Here is a 20777-nt window from a genome sequence, read left to right on the forward strand (position 1 = left end):
TTAAACTTGCTTTAATGTAACTGCGTCAATAATTTGTGGTTTGTAAGTTATGGATTTTAAAGCGGTTTTACAGCAGGTTAATCGAGATAAAAAAGAGTACGCCAAAGGCATTGGTACCCCAGTATTGGTGTTGGCGGCATTGGGCATGGTGGTATTACCTATGCCCCCTTTCTTGCTTGATATCTTGTTCTCATTCAATATCGCCCTGGCATTGGTTGTACTGTTAGTGACGGTTTACACCATGAAGCCGCTTGAATTTGGCATGTTTCCTTCAGTATTGCTGATAGCGACAATCTTGCGATTGGCACTGAATGTTGCCAGTACCCGGGTGGTGCTGCTGGAAGGTCATAACGGCGGAGACGCAGCCGGTAAAGTGATCGAGGCGTTTGGTTCCGTTGTAATTGGCGGTAACTACGCGGTTGGTCTGGTGGTCTTCCTGATCCTCATCATCATTAACTTTGTGGTTATCACCAAAGGTGCCGGCCGTATCTCCGAAGTATCAGCCCGTTTTACCTTGGACGCGATGCCGGGTAAACAAATGGCGATTGACGCAGACTTAAATGCCGGTTTCATCTCGGCTGACGAAGCCAGAGCAAGACGTGAAGAAGTCACGCGTGAAGCGGATTTCTACGGTTCGATGGATGGTGCCAGTAAATTCGTAAAAGGGGATGCGATAGCGGGGATTGTGATCCTGGCAATTAACATCATTGGCGGCCTGTTTGTCGGTATGGTACAGCACGATCTGACGTTTGGCAGAGCGATGGAGGTGTATACCTTACTGACTATTGGTGATGGTCTGGTTGCTCAGCTACCGTCACTGCTACTTTCTATCGGTACGGCGATTGTTGTAACTCGTCAGAATGAATCGCACAACATGGGCGAGCAGATGACCCAGCAACTGGGCAATGAGAAGTCCTTGTCTATTGCAGCCGGGATTCTGATTGTGATGGGGCTCGTACCTGGCATGCCACATGTTGCTTTCCTGGGCCTGGGCGGACTCATTGGCTTTTTGGCTTACTACCAACACCAGCAGAAGCTTAAGGCCGAAGAAGAAAAAGCAGAAGAATCAAAGGGCGGCGCAGTCGCTTCTCAGCAGCAGGAACAAAAAGAGCTTGGCTGGGATGATGTACAGCCGGTGGATGTGATTGGTCTGGAAGTAGGCTACCGCCTTATCCCGCTGGTTGATCAGTCACAAGGCGGTGAGCTGTTGAATCGTATTAAAGGGGTGCGTAAGAAGTTGTCACAGGAGCTGGGTTTTCTGGTGCCACCTGTGCATATTCGCGATAACCTCGAATTAGACCCGAATGCCTATCGCATTACCCTGATGGGAGTGGGATCCGGTGATGGTGAGCTGAAGCACGGTGATGAGCTGGCTATCAATCCGGGCCAGGTATTTGGCCCAATCAATGGTGTTGCGACTAAAGATCCTGCATTTGGTCTGGAAGCGGTTTGGATCAAACCAGAGCAAAAAGACGAAGCACATTCTCTGGGTTACACCGTGGTCGATGCAGCGACGGTTGTGGCGACACATATCAGCCAGTTGTTGACTAACAATGCGTCCTTACTGCTGGGCCATGAAGAAGTTCAGAACCTGCTAGATATGCTGGCCAAGAGTCACCCACGCCTGGTTGAAGGCTTGGTCCCTGATGTATTACCTCTGACAACCATTGTAAAAGTACTGCAAAACTTGCTTAACGAGGGTGTGGCAATTCGTGATATGCGCTCTATTGTTCAGACCCTGGTTGAGTATGGGCCACGCAGTCAGGACCCGGATGTATTAACGGCTGCGGTACGTATTTCACTACGCCGATTGATTGTTCAGGATGCGGTTGGTGGGGCTGAAGAAATCCCTGTCATAACATTGGCGCCCGAGTTGGAACAGATGTTGCATAAATCACTTCAGAACGCAGGTGATGAGGGGGCAGGCATAGAGCCAGGCCTTGCAGAGCGGCTTCAAGGTTCATTAAGAGAAGCCCATCAAACGCAAGAAATGCTCGGCGAGCCGTCCATCTTATTAACCTCAGGTATGTTAAGAAGTGTGCTGTCAAGATTTGTAAAACACACCATACCGGGACTGAGAGTGATGTCATATCAGGAAGTACCGGATGAGAGACAAATCAAGATAGTGAGCTCAGTTGGACAGTAGAGGACTAGAAGGGGCTGACCATGAAAATTAAACGTTTTTTTGCAAAAGATATGCGTACGGCTTTAAAAGAAGTGAAAGAAGAGCTAGGTGCAGATGCAGTGATCATGTCAAATAAGAAACTGGCAGATGGCGTTGAAATCGTCGCTGCAGTAGACAATGATCGGACACCCGCTCCACAGCCTCAGGCGGCGCAGTCAGCTCCTCAGCAAAGCGCAGCGCAGGCTGCACCTCGCCAGGCAGCCCCAGGGCAAAGTGCTCAGCATAGTTACAGCCAGCCTGCCAGAATGGTTCGTCCTCAACCTCGCCGCGCAGAGCCTCAGAAGCAGGCGCAGGTTGCAGACAGTCTTGAAGCCTTGCTTGAGCGCCAAGCCCCTCGTCCTAAGTCGCCCGAGCTTGCTTCAATGTTTTCTCAATCTGGTATCAATACCGATGATATGTTTGGCGCGCAGCAGCGCCATGAAGCGCCAGCTAAAGCGGCACCTCAGAGCGCTCGTCAGCCTCGTTTTGAGGCCCAAAGTCATGATTTTGACGGCCGCGATACAGCGTCTTCCTGGGAGTTTGGTGACGATCTGGAACAGGGCTTCGGTGACGAGCCAGCCGCGCAGAAAAAAGTCAGCGAAGATGAAATGTCTTCCATGCGCGATGAGATGAATGCTATTCGCCAGTTACTTGAATTCCAGCTATCAGGGCTGATGAATCAGGAAATGGCGCGTCGTGACCCGACTCGTGCTTGTCTGGTTGACCGCCTTAAAGGCATGGGGATTGGTGCTGAAGTGGCTGAGCAAATGGCTTGCTTTATCCCTGATGACGTTTCTCGTAAAGAAGCCTGGAATGCACTACTTAATATGGTTGTTAATCAAATGCACACAACTAACAACGATATTCTGCGCCAGGGTGGTGTGTATGCCATGGTCGGACCTACAGGAGTTGGCAAAACCACCACAGTTGCAAAATTGGCAGCGCTGGGTGCACAAAAATATGGTGCCGATAATGTCGCCCTGATCACCACAGATACCTACCGTATCGGCGCTTATGAACAACTGGCAACCTATGGTCGGATCATCGGTTGTCCTGTCAAGCAAGTAAAAGATGCCAATGAACTTGCTGAGGTTCTTTATCATTTACGTAATAAGCGTCTAATATTAATAGACACGGCAGGTATGAGTCAGCGTGATTTACGCCTGACAGAGCAATTAAACACGCTGATGCGTAGCAGCCGTGTTGACATTCGCAGCTACCTGGTATTAAGTGCGACTGCACAAATGCATGTACTGCAAGAAACCGTCAATCACTTCAAAAAAGTCAATTTAAGTGGTTGTATTTTTACAAAACTTGATGAAAGTCTAAGTTTAGGTGAGATAATTAGCATAGCGATTCAAAATCGTCTGCCAATAGGGTATCTTACCAATGGTCAGCGAGTGCCTGAAGACATTCGCGTGGCAAACGCTCAGAAGTTAGTCAAAAAGGCTGAGCAATTGTATTTAAAGAGAACAAAAGCACAACATTCGCGACGTGTACCAGTGGCGTCCCAGACAGTAGGAATGTATGATTAATACAGTTTTAGATCAAGCAAGTGGCCTGCGGAGAATGAACCAGAAAAATAACCACAGTGTAAAAGTAATCGCAGTGACTGGTGGTAAAGGTGGAGTAGGTAAAACCAATGTATCCCTTAACACAGCCATTGCGTTAGGACAGCAGGGTAATCGGGTCTTGGTGCTTGATGCTGACTTAGGTCTGGCTAACTGTGATGTTATGCTGGGTTTAAGAGTAGAGAAAAATTTATCGCATGTTTTGTCTGGTGAATGTGAGCTAGACGAAATTCTTGTAGAGGGCCCGGCTGGGATCCGCATCGTACCTGCAACCTCAGGGTCGCAGAGTATGGTTGAATTAACGCCTGCCGAGCACGCTGGATTAATCCGTGCGTTTAGCGAATTGAGTAGCGAATTTGACATCTTAATCGTCGATACTGCGGCTGGTATTTCTGATATGGTTTTGAGCTTCTCTCGTGCTGCCCAGGATGTCTTGGTTGTAGTGTGTGACGAGCCAACCTCCATCACGGATGCTTACGCGCTGATCAAAGTGCTTAGCCGCGAACACGGTGTATACAAATTCAAGATTGTCGCCAATATGGTGCGCAGTCTACGTGAAGGACAAGAGTTGTTTGCCAAGCTGTCCAAAGTGACCGACCGATTTTTAGATGTTGCTTTGGAGTTGGTTGCTACGATCCCGTTTGATGAAAATATGCGCAAGTCATCGCGTCGCCAAAAAACCATCGTTGAGCTCTTCCCTAATTCACCTGCTGCCGTGGCGTTCAGAGGCCTGGCCAGCAAAGCTGTCAAGTGGCCCATTCCCCACCAACCTTCAGGTCATTTGGAATTCTTTATTGAGCAGCTGGTAAACGGTTAACGATGGCTTCACCGGTCAACCGCATGGCGGGATATAAAACGACGGACCACCTGAGTAAGGTGGTAGAGCGTCATACGCCTTTGGTAAAAAAGGTGGCCTGTCATTTATTAGCGAGGTTACCAGCCAGCGTTCAGTTAGATGATTTAGTCCAGTCGGGTATGATTGGACTCATTGAAGCGTGCAAAAATTTTGACGCCAGTAAAGGCGCAAGCTTCGAAACCTTTGCCGGTATTCGAATTCGCGGTGCAATGATTGACGAGATCCGCCGTGGCGACTGGGCTCCCCGCTCAGTGCACAAAAACGGCCGGATGGTTGCGGAAGCCATTGCTGAGCTTGAAGCACAGTTTGGGCGCGAACCAAAAGATACTGAAATCGCTGAAAAACTTGATATTACGCTAGATGAGTACCATCATATTTTACATGATGTCAATGCGAGTAAAGTTATCGGCATTGAAGACCTAGGGGTCGACGAAGACGTAATTTCTCCCGCAGGCAACGATTTTGCGCTAGACAAACCATTCAATAATGTTAAAAATGAGCGCTTTAACGAGTCGTTAGTCAATGCTATCAAGACTTTACCTGAGCGAGATGCCTTGGTGTTGTCTTTGTACTATAACGACGAGATGAATTTAAAAGAGATTGGCGCGATCTTAGAAGTCAGCGAATCTCGAGTGAGTCAGATTCACGGTCAAGCAATGATCAAGCTCAGAGCGAAGATCAATGACTGGATCAATTAGAGTTAGTTTTACAATATAGGTTCAAACCTCACCGGAGGAAGTTTTGGATAAGAACATGAAAATTCTCGTGGTTGATGATTTTTCTACGATGAGAAGAATAATCAAAAACCTGCTAAGAGACTTAGGCTTTACCAATGTTCAAGAGGCTGATGATGGCAGTACGGCACTTCCAATGTTGCAAAATCAGGAATTCGACTTTGTCGTAACTGACTGGAATATGCCCGGCATGCAAGGTATCGATTTGTTACGTGCAATTCGTGCTGACGACAAGCTTAAACACATCCCAGTACTCATGGTAACAGCGGAAGCGAAGAAAGAACAAATCGTTGCTGCTGCCCAGGCTGGAGTTAATGGTTATATCGTTAAACCGTTTACGGCAGGAACCCTGAAAACCAAACTAGAAAAAGTGTTCGAGCGTTTAGGCTAGTATTGATAAGGGTAGGCTTATGTCAACATCTTCTGTGCCACAGATAACTCTGGAACAGGCTAAACTGCTCGTTGAATACCTAGAACAGGGTGAGCAGGAAAAGGCTGATGAGATATTAATTGAGGCCACTAATAAAGAACAATCAGAGCTTTTTGCTGAAGTAGGTAAGCTGACTCGACAACTTCATGAATCATTGAAGAACTTTGAGTTGGATACGCGTTTAGCAGATCTCACGACAGAAGCCATTCCAGATGCCAAGCAGCGCCTCAATTACGTCATGGAAATGACCGAAAGTGCTGCCAATAAAACCATGGATGCCGTAGAAGCGAGTCTTCCCTTAGCCCAAGAACTTGCCGATGAACTCTCTGAAATCAAGCCCACCTGGGACAGACTGATGAGCCGGGATATCCAGCTCGGAGAGTTCAAGTCGTTGTGTCACGATCTTGACAGTTTTATGCAGTCGTCAAAAGGCCGTACAGATGAACTACAGAATCTGATGACCAATGTTTTGATGGCGCAGGATTATCAGGATTTAACCGGACAGGTGATCCGGCGTGTCATTGAGCTGGTTCGTGAAGTTGAAGACAGCCTAATTCACTTGTTGACTGTATTTGGTAGCGCTGATGAAAGTCAACAAACTGCAGCCCAGCCGCAGTCACAAACTAAAGCCACCCCCGTTGCTGATGAGTTATCAGGTCCTGAGGGTCCAATTATGGACGCTGAGTCTCGAGATGATGTCGTATCCGGGCAGGACGAAGTTGATGACCTGTTGTCGAGTTTGGGCTTCTAATAGGAGAGTATGCGAATGAGCTTTGAAGTCGATGAAGATATCTTACAAGACTTTCTTGTTGAAGCAGGGGAAATACTCGAACTGTTATCTGAGCAGCTTGTCGAACTAGAAAATAACCCGGAAGATAAAGAGCTGCTGAACGCGATTTTCCGTGGTTTCCATACTGTTAAAGGGGGCGCAGGCTTCCTGAGTATGACGGAACTGGTGGATGCTTGTCACGGTGCGGAAAACGTGTTCGATGTCTTGCGTCAGGGCCAGCGTCAGGTAACAGCAGAGTTGATGGACGTGATTTTACAGTCGCTCGACACCATCAATGAAATGTTCTCATGTATTCAAAATAGAGAGCAACCAGAGCCCGCAGACCCTCACCTGCTGGAAGTATTGCACCAGCTTAGCCAACCACAATCAGCAGACGAAGAAATTGCAGCTCCTGCTGCCACAGAGCCTGAACCGGTTGTTGCAACGCCCAGTGCAGATGATGTGCTGTTCGATGCACCATCGGACCCCGTCGATGCAGCCGATGGTGAGAGCTCAGACAGCATTGATGAAATTTCAGAAGAAGAATTCGAAAGCTTACTGGATGAGTTACACGGCTCTGGCAATGCCCCGTCAGTAGCTTCAGACACACCCGCTGCACCCAAAGCTACATCTGTGCCAGCGAGCAGTGACGACGGCGATATTACTGACGACGAATTTGACAGTTTGTTAGACGAGTTACACGGGGTTGGACAATTTGGTGCAACACCTGCTGCACCGACACCCGCACCTGCACCTCCCGCAGCCACTGAAAAGGCACCAGTGTCGGGGGGCGGTGATGATGACGAAATCAACGACGACGAATTTGAAGCTTTGCTGGATGAGTTGCATGGTAAAGGAGAAGCGCCAAAGTCACTAGAAGCGGAAGTAGCAGCGCCGAAAGAAGCGGCCAAAGCACCGCCAAAACCTGAACCTAAGCCAGCGGCGCCGGCGGCAAAAGCACCAAGTGCACCAGCTGCCAAACCTGCGCCGGCAGCTAAGCCGCCAGCCGAGAGTAAACCTGCGGCTGATAAAGCGGCGGTTAAAAAGCCAGCTGCACAAGCTGAGACAACTGTTCGCGTTGATACTAAGCGCCTTGATGAGATCATGAACATGGTCGGTGAGTTGGTGTTGGTGCGTAACCGGCTAGTGAGCCTGGCAAACAACTCTAATAGCGAGTCTATGGGCAAGGCTATCTCGAACCTGGACGTGGTCACGGCAGACTTGCAGGGCGCGGTAATGAAAACCCGGATGCAGCCAATCAAGAAAGTATTTGGTCGTTTCCCTCGGGTTGTTCGTGACTTAGCGCGCAGTCTTAAAAAAGACATTAGCTTAGTATTGGAAGGGGAAGATACGGATCTGGATAAAAACCTGGTTGAGGCATTGGCCGATCCCTTGGTTCACTTGGTGCGTAACTCGGTAGACCATGGTATTGAAATGCCTGACGTGCGTGAAGCCGCAGGTAAGTCCAGAACCGGTACTGTCACCTTATCCGCTTCGCAAGAAGGCGACCATATTCTGTTGACCATTCGCGATGATGGTGCAGGTATGGACCCTGAGAAACTGAAAAAGATTGCGATCAGCAAAGGGGTTATTGACTCAGACCAGGCAAGTCGCCTGTCGGATAATGAAGCTTACAACCTGATCTTCGCACCTGGTTTCTCAACCAAAGAACAAATTTCTGACATCTCAGGCCGGGGTGTTGGCATGGACGTGGTTAAAACCAAGATCACCCAGCTTAATGGTTCCGTTAATATCCAGTCTGAACTGGGTGTAGGCACCATACTGGAAATCAAAGTACCACTGACATTGGCCATTTTGCCTACACTGATGGTAATGATTGGTCAGCAGACATTTGCACTGCCACTTGCCGGGGTGAGCGAAATATTCCACCTGGATTTGACTAAGACCAATGTGGTTGATGGCCAATTGACTATCATAGTGCGTGAAAAAGCGATCCCACTGTTCTATCTGGAGCATTGGTTAGTGAAGGACGCGGACAGAAGAGCCCGCAAAGCTGAAGGGCACGTGGTCATTGTTCAGATGGGCACTAAGCAAGTTGGATTTGTGGTGGATTCACTGATAGGCCAGGAAGAAGTGGTTATCAAACCATTGGATGCCTTATTGCAAGGCACACCAGGTATGGCTGGTGCAACCATTACATCTGATGGTGGTATCGCGCTGATTCTGGACGTCCCCAGCATGTTAAAATATTACGCCGGTAAGTAATTAACTGGCGCATTTATACCGACAAAGTGGTGTCTTTGACACCACTTTTCGGATCTGTAACGAATAAAAGAGCAATGCCAATGGCAGTTAAAGTATTAGTTGTAGATGACTCGAGCTTCTTTCGTCGCCGAGTGAGTGAAATACTAGAAAAAGATCCTGAAATCCAGGTGATTGACTTTGCAGTAAATGGTCAGGAAGCCGTAGACAAAGCGGCTAAACTCAGACCGGATGTCATCACAATGGATGTGGAAATGCCAGTGATGGATGGGATTAGCGCGGTAAAGCAGATCATGCAAAGCTCACCGACTCCCATTTTAATGTTTTCGTCATTGACCCGTGAAGGTGCAAGTGCCACCTTAGATGCACTGGATGCCGGTGCGGTCGACTTTTTGCCGAAAAAGTTTGAAGACATTGCCCGCAATAGTGAAGATGCGATCCGCTCTTTGCAAAACAAGGTCAAAGAAATTGGCCGACGTCGTGTAAGCCGTTTTACTCGGCCTATTAGCTCGTCGCCGGCACCTGCGCCTGCGCGCAGCACACCAGCCTCATCCGGGCTGCGCTCAACGGCTAAACCAATAGCGCAACCAGACCGCACCTTCTCGCGACCTGCGGCGGATACGCCTAGTTTAGGGGCATCGTTTAAGGCGTCAGGAAAAAGATACCAAATTGTTGCCATCGGCACGTCTACGGGCGGTCCGGTTGCACTTCAGACTATTTTAACGCAGTTGCCTGCAAACTTTCCGCACCCGATATTGCTGATCCAGCATATGCCTGCGGCATTCACACCGGCATTTGCACAGCGTTTAAATAGCCTGTGTAAAATCAAAGTAAAAGAAGCGGAGCAAGGCGATCGCTTACAACCTGGCGTTGCTTATCTTGCACCTGGTGGCCAGCAAATGTTGGTTGAATCCAGAGGTGGCAGTAAAACGCTTAAAGTGTTTGAAGACGACAGCCCGCGTATTACCTACAAACCCAGTGTTGATGTGACTTTTGCCAGTACGGCGAAAGCCTACGGTGGGGACGTATTAGCAGTTATACTCACGGGCATGGGCGCGGATGGCAGAGACGGTGCCAGAATGCTGAAACAAAGTGGTGCGACTATCTGGGCCCAGGACGAAAAAACCTGTGTGGTCTATGGCATGCCGCAAGCGGTTGCCAGTGCGGGCATTTCATCGGAAGACATTGCCCTACAGGATGTGGCGCTGAGAATAAACAAAGAAATAGGCTGCGCATAACGTAACTATGCCCCAATGCGTGTCTGTGTTTGGCCGAAGGAATAAAAGAATAACGTGAAAATCTGGACGGTAGCGAACCAAAAAGGCGGGGTGGGTAAAACCACCACCACAGTAAGTCTCGGTGGGATCCTGGCGCTTCAGGGTAAGCGTGTATTACTGATAGACACAGATCCGCATGCGTCTTTAACATACTACTTTGGCATTGACTCAGAAGAGCTTGAAGTCAGCGTGTATGATATTTTTATTCGTGGCTCCAACATGGCCAGTGAGGAAATTCTTCAGGCATTGTGCCCCTCAACCATAGAAAACCTCGATATATTGCCGGCGACCATGGCCATTGCAACACTTGATCGCAGCATGGGCAACCGCTCCGGCATGGGATTAATTCTGAAAAAAGCCCTGGCCAAGATCAGTGAGCACTACGATTATGCCATTTTGGATTGCCCACCCGTATTGGGTGTGCTGATGGTGAACGCCCTGGCCGCGAGCGAGCGTATTTTGATCCCGGTGCAAACCGAGTTCCTGGCGCTGAAGGGGCTGGATCGTATGATGCGCACAATGTCATTAATGCAAAGTTCGCATTCCAAGCAATATCAATATACTATAGTGCCAACTATGTATGATAAGCGCACCAAAGCATCACTTGAAGCCTATAAGTCTCTAGTCGAGACCTATCAGGACAAAGTGTGGCCAGGGGTGATCCCGGTTGATACTAAATTCAGAGATGCCAGTTTGGCGCAGCAAGTGCCAGTGCAATATTGTCCAAAATCGCGTGGTGTCTATGCTTACCGTGCCTTATTGGATCATCTGGCAGAAGTGGATAGAGGTAGTAATGAGTAAGCATCTGTTTGCCAATGAACAGGTCATGAAGCAATATCTGGGCGCCTTGTTACGCGAAGAAGAGGAAGACGAGGTTGCGCTCGCACCGGTGGCTAAGCTGCTGGAATCTGTGCCAGAGGCCAAAGAAGAGCAAGTTGCAACGCGTGATGCTGTTTCAAGTTCAGAGGATGCCGTTACACAAGAGCCACCTGAGCAAGCCGTTGCACAGGCTCAGGCCGAAACAGCTATGCCGCAGGAAATCGCCGAGGAAGAACCCGTAATAACCCCGGCTGATGATCTTGAGATAACTGAAAATACTACTATTATCAAAGAAGAAGCAGAGCAGACTAGGCCAGCTCGTGCGCGTGATGCGTACCTGGAAAACGAATTTCAGGCGTTGTTCTTCGAAGTAGCTGGGCTGACTTTGGCAGTGCCTTTACAGTCGCTGGGTGGTATACATCAGCTTACCGAAGTTAATCAGTTGTTTGGTAAGCCAAAATGGTTTAAAGGCGTGATGCTCAACCGGGAAGAAAAACTCAATGTGGTTGATACAGCCCGCTGGGTGATGCCGGAGAAGTTCACACCTGAGCTGGAAGAGAAGCTGGATTACCAGTACTTGATCATGCTGGGCGATAGCCAGTGGGGCTTGTTGGCCGAAAATCTGGTTAATAATATTACGTTGAAACCAGAAGACGTTAAATGGCGAACGGCGGATGGTAAAAGGCCATGGCTGGCGGGCGTCATTAAAGAAAAAATGTGCGCACTGATAGATGTTGAGAATTTAAATCGATTGCTAGAGTATGGTCTCGATAGCCGAGAGCAGTAACTAGCATCTAACTGGAGTAAAATCATGAGTCAAGAGAGAATGCTTTCGGCTGATAAAAATGCAGATAGTAATGATGAAGTCCTTCAGTGGGTTACCTATAAGCTAGAGGATGAAACCTACGGCATTAATGTAATGCAGGTGCAAGAAGTATTACGCTATACCGAGATTGCCCCTGTGCCGGGCGCGCCAACTTATGTACTTGGTATCATCAACCTACGTGGTAACGTAGTTACGGTTATCGACACACGCTCTCGCTTTGGGCTGCCAAGCTCAGAGGTCACTGATAACTCTCGTATCGTGATCATCGAGGCTGAAAAACAAGTCGTTGGCATTTTGGTCGACAGCGTAGCCGAAGTGGTTTATCTGCGCAGCTCCGAGATTGATAGTGCGCCAAACATTGGTACTGAAGAGAGTGCTAAGTTTATTCAGGGCGTGTCGAACCGTGAAGGTGAGCTACTGATCCTGGTTGATTTGAACAAACTACTCAGCGATGATGAGTGGGATGAGTTGAGCCATATATAACCCGTGCAAGCAGTAACCCAAAACGAGATTTTATTGCTCCTGATCATTGCCTCAAGCCTGCTATGTTTAGTGTGCTTGGGGTTTATTTTTGCGCTGAGTAAAAAAGTACAACAACAAAACAATGAACATGGCAAATTGCTTCAGCATATGAAGCGAGAAAATGAACAAGTGGCTATCTTACGCAGTGAAATCGCCGAAGTTCGCGCCAGTGTACTAAGTATTGGTAAACGTCTGGTAGCCTGCGAGAATTACGCAAAGGATCTGGCCCAGCAACAGGCTGCGCAAAAATATGACGATCCTGATGCTAAGATTTATTCACGCGCAGTTAAAATGGTTGAACTGGGCGCAGACATAGAAGAAATCATGCGAGAGTGTGAACTACCCCGCGCCGAAGCAGAACTATTAATGTCCCTGCACAACAAGCAATCATAGGGTTGCTCATCATCAGCCAACGACAAACGCCAGAACACATCTGCATTTTCGTTGGCTGTGTACTTTCTTATACCTCGATTTGCGCTCTCGAGAACTCTCCTGAGAAAGGGATCAGGCCTTTATATTCAGCTTACCCTGGAAGTGTTTCCACCCCGGTGGAAATTTACCACGCAGGACGTAAGAGAACGCGATTAGCTCTGCAATCACATAATAGAGCTCTTTGGGGATTTCTTCGTGCAGGTCGAGCTGGCTGAGTGTCTGGACCAAAGTGGCATCTTCATGGATCATGATGTCTTTTTCTTTAGCAAGTGCAATGATCTCTTCGGCAAGTTCGCCAAAACCCTTACAAACAACTTCGGGCGACTTACCCGCTTCATATAACAGGCCAATGGCGGTTTTTTGTTCCATAATATTTAACGACTACAGACATCTTAGTATCAAAGTAGCATGTTACACCGTCAGATAAAAACCCCTTATCCGGATTAATATCCGGATAAGGGCTGCCAGATTAGCGATTATACCAATTTGCTTAATTAAGTGTTCTATTTTGAGGCAAGAAAATATGCTCGATAACAAGGCAAAAATTTCGCTATTTAGTTATTCTAAATGAGAAATTTTTAACACAGTTAGCGTCATATTTGCTCCGTCAAATTGAACAGGTATTAAGTTAAATTGGTTTATAACACAATCTGCCATTTACCCAGGTCTGACGGACAGGCACATCTCTCAGTCCGACTGCAGGACGTGTTAAGGGATCTTCATCCAGAATAACCAGATCGGCCTGTTTGCCAACCACCAGTTCACCGATGAGGTGGTCCATATGACATTGCCACGCTGCATCATAGGTTGCAGCGCGCAGGGCCTGAGCCATGGTGGCACATTCTTGCTCATTGAGCACAGGAGGGTGGCCATTTTGATAGGCTTCCTCAGGGGCGTCTTCCATCATACGGGTGACGGCTTGTTCCATCATACGCAGTGGGCCAATGGGTGAAACAAAGTGATCACTGTGCAGGGTATAGCGCAGTGCATGTTGAGTCGCAGAGGCGGTGCGATCCAGATGTTCAACAACCGATTGCTGAGGAAACACCTTATGCTTGAAGGTATAGCCCCAGTAGCCCACATGTCCTATCAAAAAGCTTGGCGACAGGCCAAGATAGTCCATATCAGCCAGGTTCTGATCGCTCAGTAAAGAAGCGTGCTCTATGCGATGGCGTTTTTCCAGTCCCGCTTTTTCCTGGTTATGGAGTGCATCACGATACGCCATGATGGTATTGTTTATGGCATGTGTGCCGTTAGCATGGATCATCAAAGACCAGCCGCGCGTGTCTAACTCACTCACCAGCGCCAGAAACGGAGATTCGACTTGATGATCCGCTTCACCATCCGGCGGATTGAAATTCCAAACACCATAGGGGAATTCATCGTTAATGTTGCTGTCCGGGAATTGATATTTGGTGAGCTGATATCCGGTCAATCCCTGGTTAGAGCCATCGCTGACGATTTTGGCATGGGCAATATTGAACCAGTCCGTATGATAATGGCTGGGCTCGGTTGGCGTGATTTTGCTCCACTGATCAGCCGAGGTATAGAATAATGCACCGCCAAGGCGCAACCCGGCTAGGCCGCTGCTGGCCATTTTACTCAATATCTCCAACTCAGCGTTTTTCAAAGACGCACCGAGAGCCGCGTCCCACATTAGGGTGACACCGCGTGATAAAGCAAGCTTAAAGATCTTTTGTAAATTGCCAAACAGCTCAGTGATGCCCTGAGGGTGTTCTACAAAGTACTGCTCCAGCGCAACTTTGATCACCGGGCCAATTTGATCCGATTCAAGTAAGATACCATTTTCGTTGACGGGCGGCTTGCTTGCATGCTGCGCGCGTTGCACTGCTTCAAGCGCATTGGTGTTGACGTAAGCGACATGGCCAGATGCATTCATAATAAAAATACAAATATCATCGTCTTTGCCTGAGCATGCCTGCTTACTGATGTCGTCCAGCTCAGTACAGTTGAAGTCCTCCCAGGGCGTTGGACTGACAGAGCCGTCTGCAGACGTTGTGGTGATAGGGTTAAACTGGCTGGGGTCAACCCCAAACGCCAGCAGCCATTTGCGGTGAGAGGGGAGTGCTTTTGCCGCTTTGAGCAACAGCGCTGACACTGACTTCTTGTTGTAGTCTTTGCCAATTAAATACTGATCATTGTTATCACCGCCACTTTCTACTCCTTCTCTGAACGGTGCGAGCTGCAGCCAGGCGTTAAAAGATGCTGTGGGAGTCAAATGAACATGGGGTTCAATCAGCCCGGGTAACATGCAAGCCCCTTGTAAATCTTCAGAGTCGGCGTGTGGATACTGGTTTTGACAGTCAGTCAGGCTACCCGTATGAACTATCTGTCCATGCTCGATGACAACGGCTTCAACGGTTTTGTTTACATCACCGCTTTCGAGCGTACGAATAGTACCGCCGTAAAAAATCTTGTGCTGCTGAGGGGGCCTGACAAACTGATTGGCAATGTAATCATCTATGTAATGCTCTGCGGCAATCAGTAGTTTATCGAGATTGAAAATCCCGTTATCTGATTGGTTATTATCGCTTTGTACGGCATGGCCAAACAATTGGTAGTTACAGCAGGCACAGCCAAGGTGCGGGTGGTGCGAAGACATAGCGTTCTCCTTTGCATATGTGATGTAGTGTTAGGCAAGTCAGACTTGCGCTACAACTGTAGAACATATGGTCAAAAGTGAAAGCTGCCCGGATATGCCATGATCCTGACGAGTAAAATTTGGGTTACACCTGAATACTCACGATGGCGTGGCTGTCGTAAAAATGCTTTACCTGAGAGGCATCTTCGCGCAGCTCTATTTCACCAACTTGAAGGCCATGTGCGGCCAGCTTGCTGCGCAGTGCATCCAGATGGGGCTGGGCCAGCTGGCAAACCGACGCACTGTCGCCAACAATCTCGCAGTCGACGGCTTTGTCCATCAGCTCCGCTTGTACACTTAACTGGCCAAGCTTGGCGTAATCGAAGTTAAGCCGCACAAACCACACTTGTTTTTCCGGCATATTGGCTTTGGCGGGTTTTTTATACTTGCCTATCTGTAGTTCACTCTGGCGACATTCCTGCGGCAATTTGAGAGGCATAAATAAATTGATCAACAACTGGCTTTCGCTATCGAATTTTTGCGCCAGCGGCGGCGGACTGGCATTGTTGGCCAGATTGTTTTGCAACAGTGCCAGGTCGTCCATCAGACGAGACTGAGCCTGCTGAGTCACCGCCTGAATAAACTGACCGGGAGATGAGAGTTTAGTGCCGGGTTGCAGGGTTTCGACCAGGGCCGCAACACGCTGCTCCGGACTGGTTTGCTGCGGTAAGTCCTGGGCTTTGGCAGTAAGCTGAGTACCGAGCAAAGTCACTATGAGCTTGTCCAGTGCTTGCGCAAAGCTGCTGTTGGGCAAAGCGGGTTGGATCTGGCTGGCAAGCGCCGGCAACCGCGCAAACAGCTCATGACTGACCTGCTCCGGGGAGTGGCGCGTTTCGTCCATCATTTTACTAAAGGCCTGATGCACAAGGCGCATCAGGTCTGCTGATTGGGGGCTGCGAAATTGCTGTGTCGCAGACAGGGTTTCACTGAGCTGTTGTTGCAGTGGGGGGCCAGGTTGTGTCGGTGTTGCCTCTATCTGGCGTAGTGTTTTACTCAAAATCTGGGCGATTGGTAAAGATAAACTGGGTTTGGCCGATTCAGCCTGCTCAGCTTTTGTCGAGCTCGTTTGGCTTGGCAGGTTGTCAGCGGGTTTAGCTGCCGACTCGTCACTCAGTGCCTGTTGTAACTGAGGGTTTATAAGCTGTGCGCTGTAAGGCTTTTGTTGAGGAACCACGGCAGCGAATACTTGTTGAAGTATCGCCAGGCGTTGAGTAAACGCGCTGGACGGCTGCGAGGCAACAGCGGGTTTGTCTGTTGTCCCAGGCGCGAGCGCCTGCGCATCTTTGGCTGTGGCAGCAGAGCCGAGGGTCGGCATTGGGGCAGATGCTTGTGACAAAGCCTTACTGATTTTACCGGGTTCTTGTGGTGTCGCCCCGGCTGGTGCCGAGCCGCTATTGCGTTCAGCGACTGGGCTACTTGGAGTTGATAAAGGGGCCTGAACGTTACCTTTAGGTGTAGCTTGCTTAGTGATGTTAGTAAATACTTGCTCTACGTTATCCAGTAGCTGTAAAAGAGGTTGGCTGTGTACCGGCGTCATGCTTTTTAGTACCAGCGCGGCATTGTTGGCAGCAATCTGAGGTAAAGTCGCATTGGGTGATTTTGCAGCTGTGGTTGGCGGCTGAGTGGCAGTCGGCGCTTGAGAACCCTGAGTTTGTTTGGTGTTGAAAAAGGGCCTGGACAGTAGCTGACCCAGAGCTTGTTTAACCGTCTGTTTAATGTCTGCCATTGATACGTTGAGCAAAGGTTTATCATAGCTGAGCGTCGATTTACTGTCCGTTGCAGGGCTAATGGCTTTTTCCAGCTCGGCGGCGAAACGCTGTGTGGCCAGTTTGGGCAGGGCCTGCTGTAAAGGTGTGGCCAGTTTTACCTCAGTTGATTGCCTGGCTACGCCGATTTGCAGCCCGTCCGGCTGGGCTTTTAGCTGAGCATTGAACCAGCTGTTGAGCTTCAGCGCACTCTGGGCTTCAGGGGTTTTCACTTCAACCTGCTGGTTGGCAAGCTGCAATGTGGCACTGCTGCGGCCAAGCTTAATCTTGGGTTGCTCTTGATTGCCAAGTTGCGCCAGTAAAGAAGTTAGTTTTTGCTTACTAACTGGCGCTTTCATCAGCTCATCGCCAAAGGCATTAAAAATCTGTAGCAGCAAGTTATTCTGCCGTGCACTGAGATTGGCAACGAGTTTATTCTCTTGTTTGAGTAAGTCTGCCAGGGCAGGGGGAACAGGCAGTGCCAGGCCGATTTTTTCCAGCATTAAGGTGGATTGATTGCTGCCTTTAAGCTGCGCATCTAGCTGCAACGCACTTTGCCCGCCAAGCCCTTTGATCAGACTCAGCAGGCTCAGCAAAGTTTGCGCGGGTTTGATCTGTAATTTCAGTTCTGAGGTGCTGACCGTCAGCAGTGTGCCGTCGGCACTGAGCTTAACCTCGGCTTCGGGTAATTTCAGCGGCTGCTGCAACTGGCTCTGACTGGCCAGTCGTACGCCTTGCCAGCGGCCATCTATCGTCACCTCCATTTGAATGCTGTCGGGTTTGATCACCAAGTTGCGGGCATTGAAGGTCTGTTCGGTCGCTGCGGTCGGGTTTGCTGATGACCCGCGTTCATTCAGCTGTGATGTGGCCAAATGTGCATTGTTTTGAATAGAAATCGTCGGCTTATTCATTATTTTAAATCAAATTTTCGTTGATCGGTCGCATCCAATTATTCGTATTACCCTACCATTATGATAGACTAACGCCCAATTTTTTAGCGTCAGAGAGTCGCGCCTTGCTAGAGATTAAGTCCGTCACGTGTGTAAAACAGGACCGCTGTTTATTTGAGTCATTGAGTTTTTCGCTTCAGGCGGGTCAGATCATGCAAGTTGAAGGCCCAAATGGTGCAGGTAAAACGTCTTTATTACGTATTATCGCGGGTTTTGCCCGTGCCGACGAAGGCCAGATCTGTTTTGAAGGGCAGGACATTAGCCGGGATTACGACACTTTCGCCGAGTCTTTGTTGTTTATCGGACACAAAACCGGTGTAAACCAGCAACTGACTGCCTATGAAAACGTCCAGTACTGGTTACAGGTGCACGGTTACGGGGCAGACGAAGAAGAAATCTATACGCTGCTAGGCCAGCTTGGCCTGGTTGGGTTGGAAGATGTCCCCGTGCGAACCCTCTCCGCAGGTCAACAACGTCGGGTCGCGCTGGTGCGGCTATGGTTGAATAAAGCCCGCCTGTGGATCCTCGATGAACCCTTTACTGCGCTCGACAAAAAAGGTGTCGCGCTGCTGCAACAGCAGTTTGAATCGCACCTGGCAAATGGCGGCGCTATTTTACTGACTACCCACCAGGATCTGACAACTCAGTTCAGCTCCCTGAAAACCCTGGCTCTGGAGTACCGCCATTAATGAAGGTTGAGCATTCTTACTGGCATTTATTTGTCGCTGTTTATCGTAAAGATGTGACTTTGGCTTTTCGCCAACGCGCCGAAATCGTAAACCCTCTTCTGTTTTTTCTGATAGTCATTTCGTTATTTCCGTTGGCAATTGGACCCGAACCGGCCTTGCTGGGGCGCATGGCTGCAGGTATCATTTGGGTAGCCGCGTTGCTGTCGACCATGCTGGGTTTGGACAAGCTATTTCGCGATGATTATGCCGACGGATCGTTGGAGCAAATGATAGCTTCACCCTATCCTATGTCTTTGTCTGTGCTGGCCAAAGTAGCCGCGCACTGGACCATCACCGGATTGCCTATGGTGCTGATGGCACCGTTATTTGCGCTGTTGATGAACCTCGACAGCCAGGCACTGGGCGCAACCATTCTGACTTTGTTGATTGGAACGCCGTTATTAAGTTTTATTGGCGCCATAGGCGCCGCATTAACCGTGGGTCTGCAAAAGGGCGGTATTTTGATGAGTCTGCTTGTTTTGCCTTTGTATATCCCGGTTCTGATTTTCGCAACCTCTGCCATTGATACCGCCATTATGTCGGTCGCTTATGGCGGACAACTTGCGATCCTTGGTGCCATGCTGGCCGTTGCCATTGTCACGGCGCCAATTGCCATATCGTCAGCTTTAAGAGTGAGTGTAAGTTAAAATGTGGAAGTGGTTACATCCCTATGCAAAAGCGGAGCGTGCTTACCAATTGTGTAACACCTTGCTTCCGTACTTTGTTACAGTGACGGCGGTCTGTATCGCCGTAGGATGGATCTGGGGCCTGGCATTTGCCCCGGCCGATTATCAGCAAAAGGACAGCTATCGCATTATCTTTATTCACGTGCCTTCGGCTATTTTGTCGATGGGGGCGTATTCTTCTATGGCCATTGCCGCAATCGTTGCGCTGGTGTGGCAAATTCGTAATGCGGAACTGGCCGTGATTGCCATTGCGCCGGTAGGCGCGGCGATGACCGCCATTGCCCTTATCACGGGCGCGGCCTGGGGTAAACCTATGTGGGGTGCCTGGTGGGTATGGGATGCGCGCTTAACATCTGAGTTGATCCTGTTGTTTTTGTACTTTGGTGTACTGTCTTTGTATCACGCCTTTGAGGACAAAAAATCTGGTGGCAGAGCGGCCTGTATTCTGGCCATTGTTGGGGTGATCAATCTGCCGATTATTCATTTCTCTGTTGAGTGGTGGAACACGCTGCACCAGGGCTCAACCATCACCAAGTTTGATACCTCTGCCATCGACCCGTCTATGTTATGGCCGTTGCTTATCAATATTTTAGGGTTTGCCGCCTTTGTTGGCGCGCTGTCACTGGTCCGTCTTAAAAACGAGATCCTTCAGGTCGAGAAGCACCGCCCCTGGGTGCGCCAGCTGGTTAGTCGAGGTTAAGTATGCAGTTTGAATCTTTGAGTGACTTTTTTCACATGGGCGGTTACGCCTTTTATGTCTGGTTATCGTTTGGTAGCTGTGCCTTTATCCTGCTGGGCTTGGTATGGGCGTCGTTAAACGATGCCAAGCGTATTAAGCGTGAAGTTGATGCACAAATGAAGCGTGAAGCACGTATCAAGCAGGCCCAAGAGGAGGCCAAAGCATGAACCCAAGACGTAAAAAACGCTTATTTGCCGTGTTGGCCGTGATATTCGGCATTGGCTCTGCAGTTGGTCTGACCCTGTATGCGTTACAAGAAAATATTAACCTCTTTTATACGCCCAGCGAGCTGATAGAAGGCAAGGGTCCAGATAAAGAGCTACCTTATATCGGCCAGAAGCTGCGCATCGGCGGCATGGTTGTGCCTGGCAGTGTGGAGCGAGAAGAAACGTCTCTGGATGTGACCTTTAAGCTTATTGACACCGGCCCTATGGTTACCATCAAGTACCACGGTATTTTGCCTGATTTGTTCCGTGAGGGTCAGGGTATTGTTGCACAGGGCACACTGGTTGAACCTAATGTCATTGAAGCATTTGAAGTGCTGGCAAAACACGACGAAGAGTATATGCCAGCCGAGATAGCTGAGGCCGTGAAAGGGATCAAGCACGAAAAACCCAAATATAATTTAAACAGCGAGAACTAGT

The 20777-nt window shown here is 49.1% G+C and carries 20 protein-coding genes; 17 read left to right on the forward strand and 3 right to left on the reverse strand.

The features are described 5' to 3' along the window. The first annotated feature begins 49 nt into the window (after positions 1 to 49). From flhA to L1285_RS15725, 12 genes are all read left to right on the forward strand, one after another. Entirely contained in the window at positions 50 to 2146 is a 2097-nt protein-coding gene (flhA, locus tag L1285_RS15670) for a flagellar biosynthesis protein FlhA (RefSeq protein WP_235413128.1), read from the forward strand. 20 nt (positions 2147 to 2166) lie between these two features. Continuing rightward, the gene (gene flhF, locus L1285_RS15675) at positions 2167 to 3699 is read left to right on the forward strand and encodes a flagellar biosynthesis protein FlhF (RefSeq protein ID WP_235413129.1); all 1533 of its coding nucleotides are present in this window, start codon (positions 2167 to 2169) and stop codon (positions 3697 to 3699) included. Then, positions 3692 to 4552 carry a MinD/ParA family protein gene (locus L1285_RS15680; RefSeq protein WP_046003902.1) on the forward strand — a complete coding sequence of 287 codons (861 nt, stop codon included), beginning with the start codon at positions 3692 to 3694 and terminating at the stop codon, positions 4550 to 4552. Before flhF ends, L1285_RS15680 begins: the two co-directional genes overlap by 8 nt. A gap of 2 nt (positions 4553 to 4554) precedes the next feature. Beyond that, entirely contained in the window at positions 4555 to 5289 is a 735-nt protein-coding gene (locus tag L1285_RS15685; RefSeq protein WP_235413130.1) for an RNA polymerase sigma factor FliA, read from the forward strand. A 43-nt stretch (positions 5290 to 5332) separates the two neighbouring features. Beyond that, positions 5333 to 5716, forward strand: a complete 384-nt coding sequence (cheY, locus tag L1285_RS15690) for a chemotaxis response regulator CheY (RefSeq protein WP_010385696.1) — start codon at positions 5333 to 5335, stop codon at positions 5714 to 5716. A 19-nt stretch (positions 5717 to 5735) separates the two neighbouring features. Continuing rightward, positions 5736 to 6506 carry a protein phosphatase CheZ gene (locus tag L1285_RS15695; RefSeq protein WP_125720806.1) on the forward strand — a complete coding sequence of 257 codons (771 nt, stop codon included), beginning with the start codon at positions 5736 to 5738 and terminating at the stop codon, positions 6504 to 6506. Positions 6507 to 6521: 15 nt separating this feature from the next. Further along, positions 6522 to 8750: a chemotaxis protein CheA gene (locus L1285_RS15700; RefSeq protein ID WP_235413131.1), complete on the forward strand. Its 2229-nt coding sequence runs from the start codon at positions 6522 to 6524 to the stop codon at positions 8748 to 8750. Positions 8751 to 8830: 80 nt separating this feature from the next. Beyond that, the gene (locus tag L1285_RS15705) at positions 8831 to 9985 is read left to right on the forward strand and encodes a protein-glutamate methylesterase/protein-glutamine glutaminase (RefSeq protein WP_235413132.1); all 1155 of its coding nucleotides are present in this window, start codon (positions 8831 to 8833) and stop codon (positions 9983 to 9985) included. A 54-nt stretch (positions 9986 to 10039) separates the two neighbouring features. Beyond that, positions 10040 to 10825, forward strand: coding sequence for a ParA family protein (locus L1285_RS15710; protein ID WP_125720812.1), 786 nt, complete (start codon positions 10040 to 10042; stop codon positions 10823 to 10825). Next, positions 10818 to 11630 carry a chemotaxis protein CheW gene (locus L1285_RS15715; protein WP_235413133.1) on the forward strand — a complete coding sequence of 271 codons (813 nt, stop codon included), beginning with the start codon at positions 10818 to 10820 and terminating at the stop codon, positions 11628 to 11630. The genes L1285_RS15710 and L1285_RS15715 overlap by 8 nt, the downstream gene beginning before the upstream one ends. 24 nt (positions 11631 to 11654) lie before the next feature. Next, positions 11655 to 12152, forward strand: a complete 498-nt coding sequence (locus tag L1285_RS15720; RefSeq protein WP_235413134.1) for a chemotaxis protein CheW — start codon at positions 11655 to 11657, stop codon at positions 12150 to 12152. Between the two features lie 27 nt (positions 12153 to 12179). Continuing rightward, the gene (locus L1285_RS15725; protein WP_442960512.1) at positions 12180 to 12584 is read left to right on the forward strand and encodes a DUF2802 domain-containing protein; all 405 of its coding nucleotides are present in this window, start codon (positions 12180 to 12182) and stop codon (positions 12582 to 12584) included. 111 nt (positions 12585 to 12695) lie between these two features. Here the strand turns inward: L1285_RS15725 and L1285_RS15730 are convergent, their stop codons facing one another. From L1285_RS15730 to L1285_RS15740, 3 genes are all read right to left on the reverse strand, one after another. Continuing rightward, on the reverse strand, positions 12696 to 12992 hold the full coding sequence (locus tag L1285_RS15730; protein ID WP_010385716.1) for an EscU/YscU/HrcU family type III secretion system export apparatus switch protein: 297 nt from the start codon (positions 12990 to 12992) through the stop codon (positions 12696 to 12698). Positions 12993 to 13251: 259 nt separating this feature from the next. Beyond that, a complete protein-coding gene (locus tag L1285_RS15735; protein ID WP_235413136.1) occupies positions 13252 to 15246 on the reverse strand; it encodes an amidohydrolase in 1995 nt (664 codons plus the stop codon). A 124-nt stretch (positions 15247 to 15370) separates the two neighbouring features. Further along, positions 15371 to 17941: a flagellar hook-length control protein FliK gene (locus tag L1285_RS15740; protein ID WP_235413137.1), complete on the reverse strand. Its 2571-nt coding sequence runs from the start codon at positions 17939 to 17941 to the stop codon at positions 15371 to 15373. A gap of 104 nt (positions 17942 to 18045) precedes the next feature. Between L1285_RS15740 and ccmA the strand changes: the two genes are divergently transcribed. The 5 genes from ccmA to ccmE are packed head-to-tail and all read left to right on the forward strand — an operon-like array spanning position 18046 to position 20776. Beyond that, the gene (ccmA, locus tag L1285_RS15745; RefSeq protein ID WP_125720822.1) at positions 18046 to 18669 is read left to right on the forward strand and encodes a cytochrome c biogenesis heme-transporting ATPase CcmA; all 624 of its coding nucleotides are present in this window, start codon (positions 18046 to 18048) and stop codon (positions 18667 to 18669) included. Further along, a complete protein-coding gene (gene ccmB, locus L1285_RS15750; RefSeq protein ID WP_235413138.1) occupies positions 18669 to 19355 on the forward strand; it encodes a heme exporter protein CcmB in 687 nt (228 codons plus the stop codon). Before ccmA ends, ccmB begins: the two co-directional genes overlap by 1 nt. Before the next feature lies 1 nt (position 19356). Next, the gene (locus L1285_RS15755; protein ID WP_125720824.1) at positions 19357 to 20094 is read left to right on the forward strand and encodes a heme ABC transporter permease; all 738 of its coding nucleotides are present in this window, start codon (positions 19357 to 19359) and stop codon (positions 20092 to 20094) included. Positions 20095 to 20096: 2 nt separating this feature from the next. Beyond that, complete coding sequence (ccmD, locus tag L1285_RS15760) at positions 20097 to 20300, forward strand: heme exporter protein CcmD (protein WP_054015643.1); 204 nt, start codon at positions 20097 to 20099, stop codon at positions 20298 to 20300. Then, positions 20297 to 20776 (forward strand): cytochrome c maturation protein CcmE, encoded by a 480-nt coding sequence (gene ccmE, locus L1285_RS15765; protein WP_235413139.1) that lies wholly within the window; start codon positions 20297 to 20299, stop codon positions 20774 to 20776. Before ccmD ends, ccmE begins: the two co-directional genes overlap by 4 nt. Position 20777: the final 1 nt, after the last annotated feature.

Source organism: Pseudoalteromonas sp. DL2-H2.2, assembly GCF_021532535.1.
In the GTDB taxonomy this organism is placed as follows: domain Bacteria; phylum Pseudomonadota; class Gammaproteobacteria; order Enterobacterales; family Alteromonadaceae; genus Pseudoalteromonas; species Pseudoalteromonas rubra_A.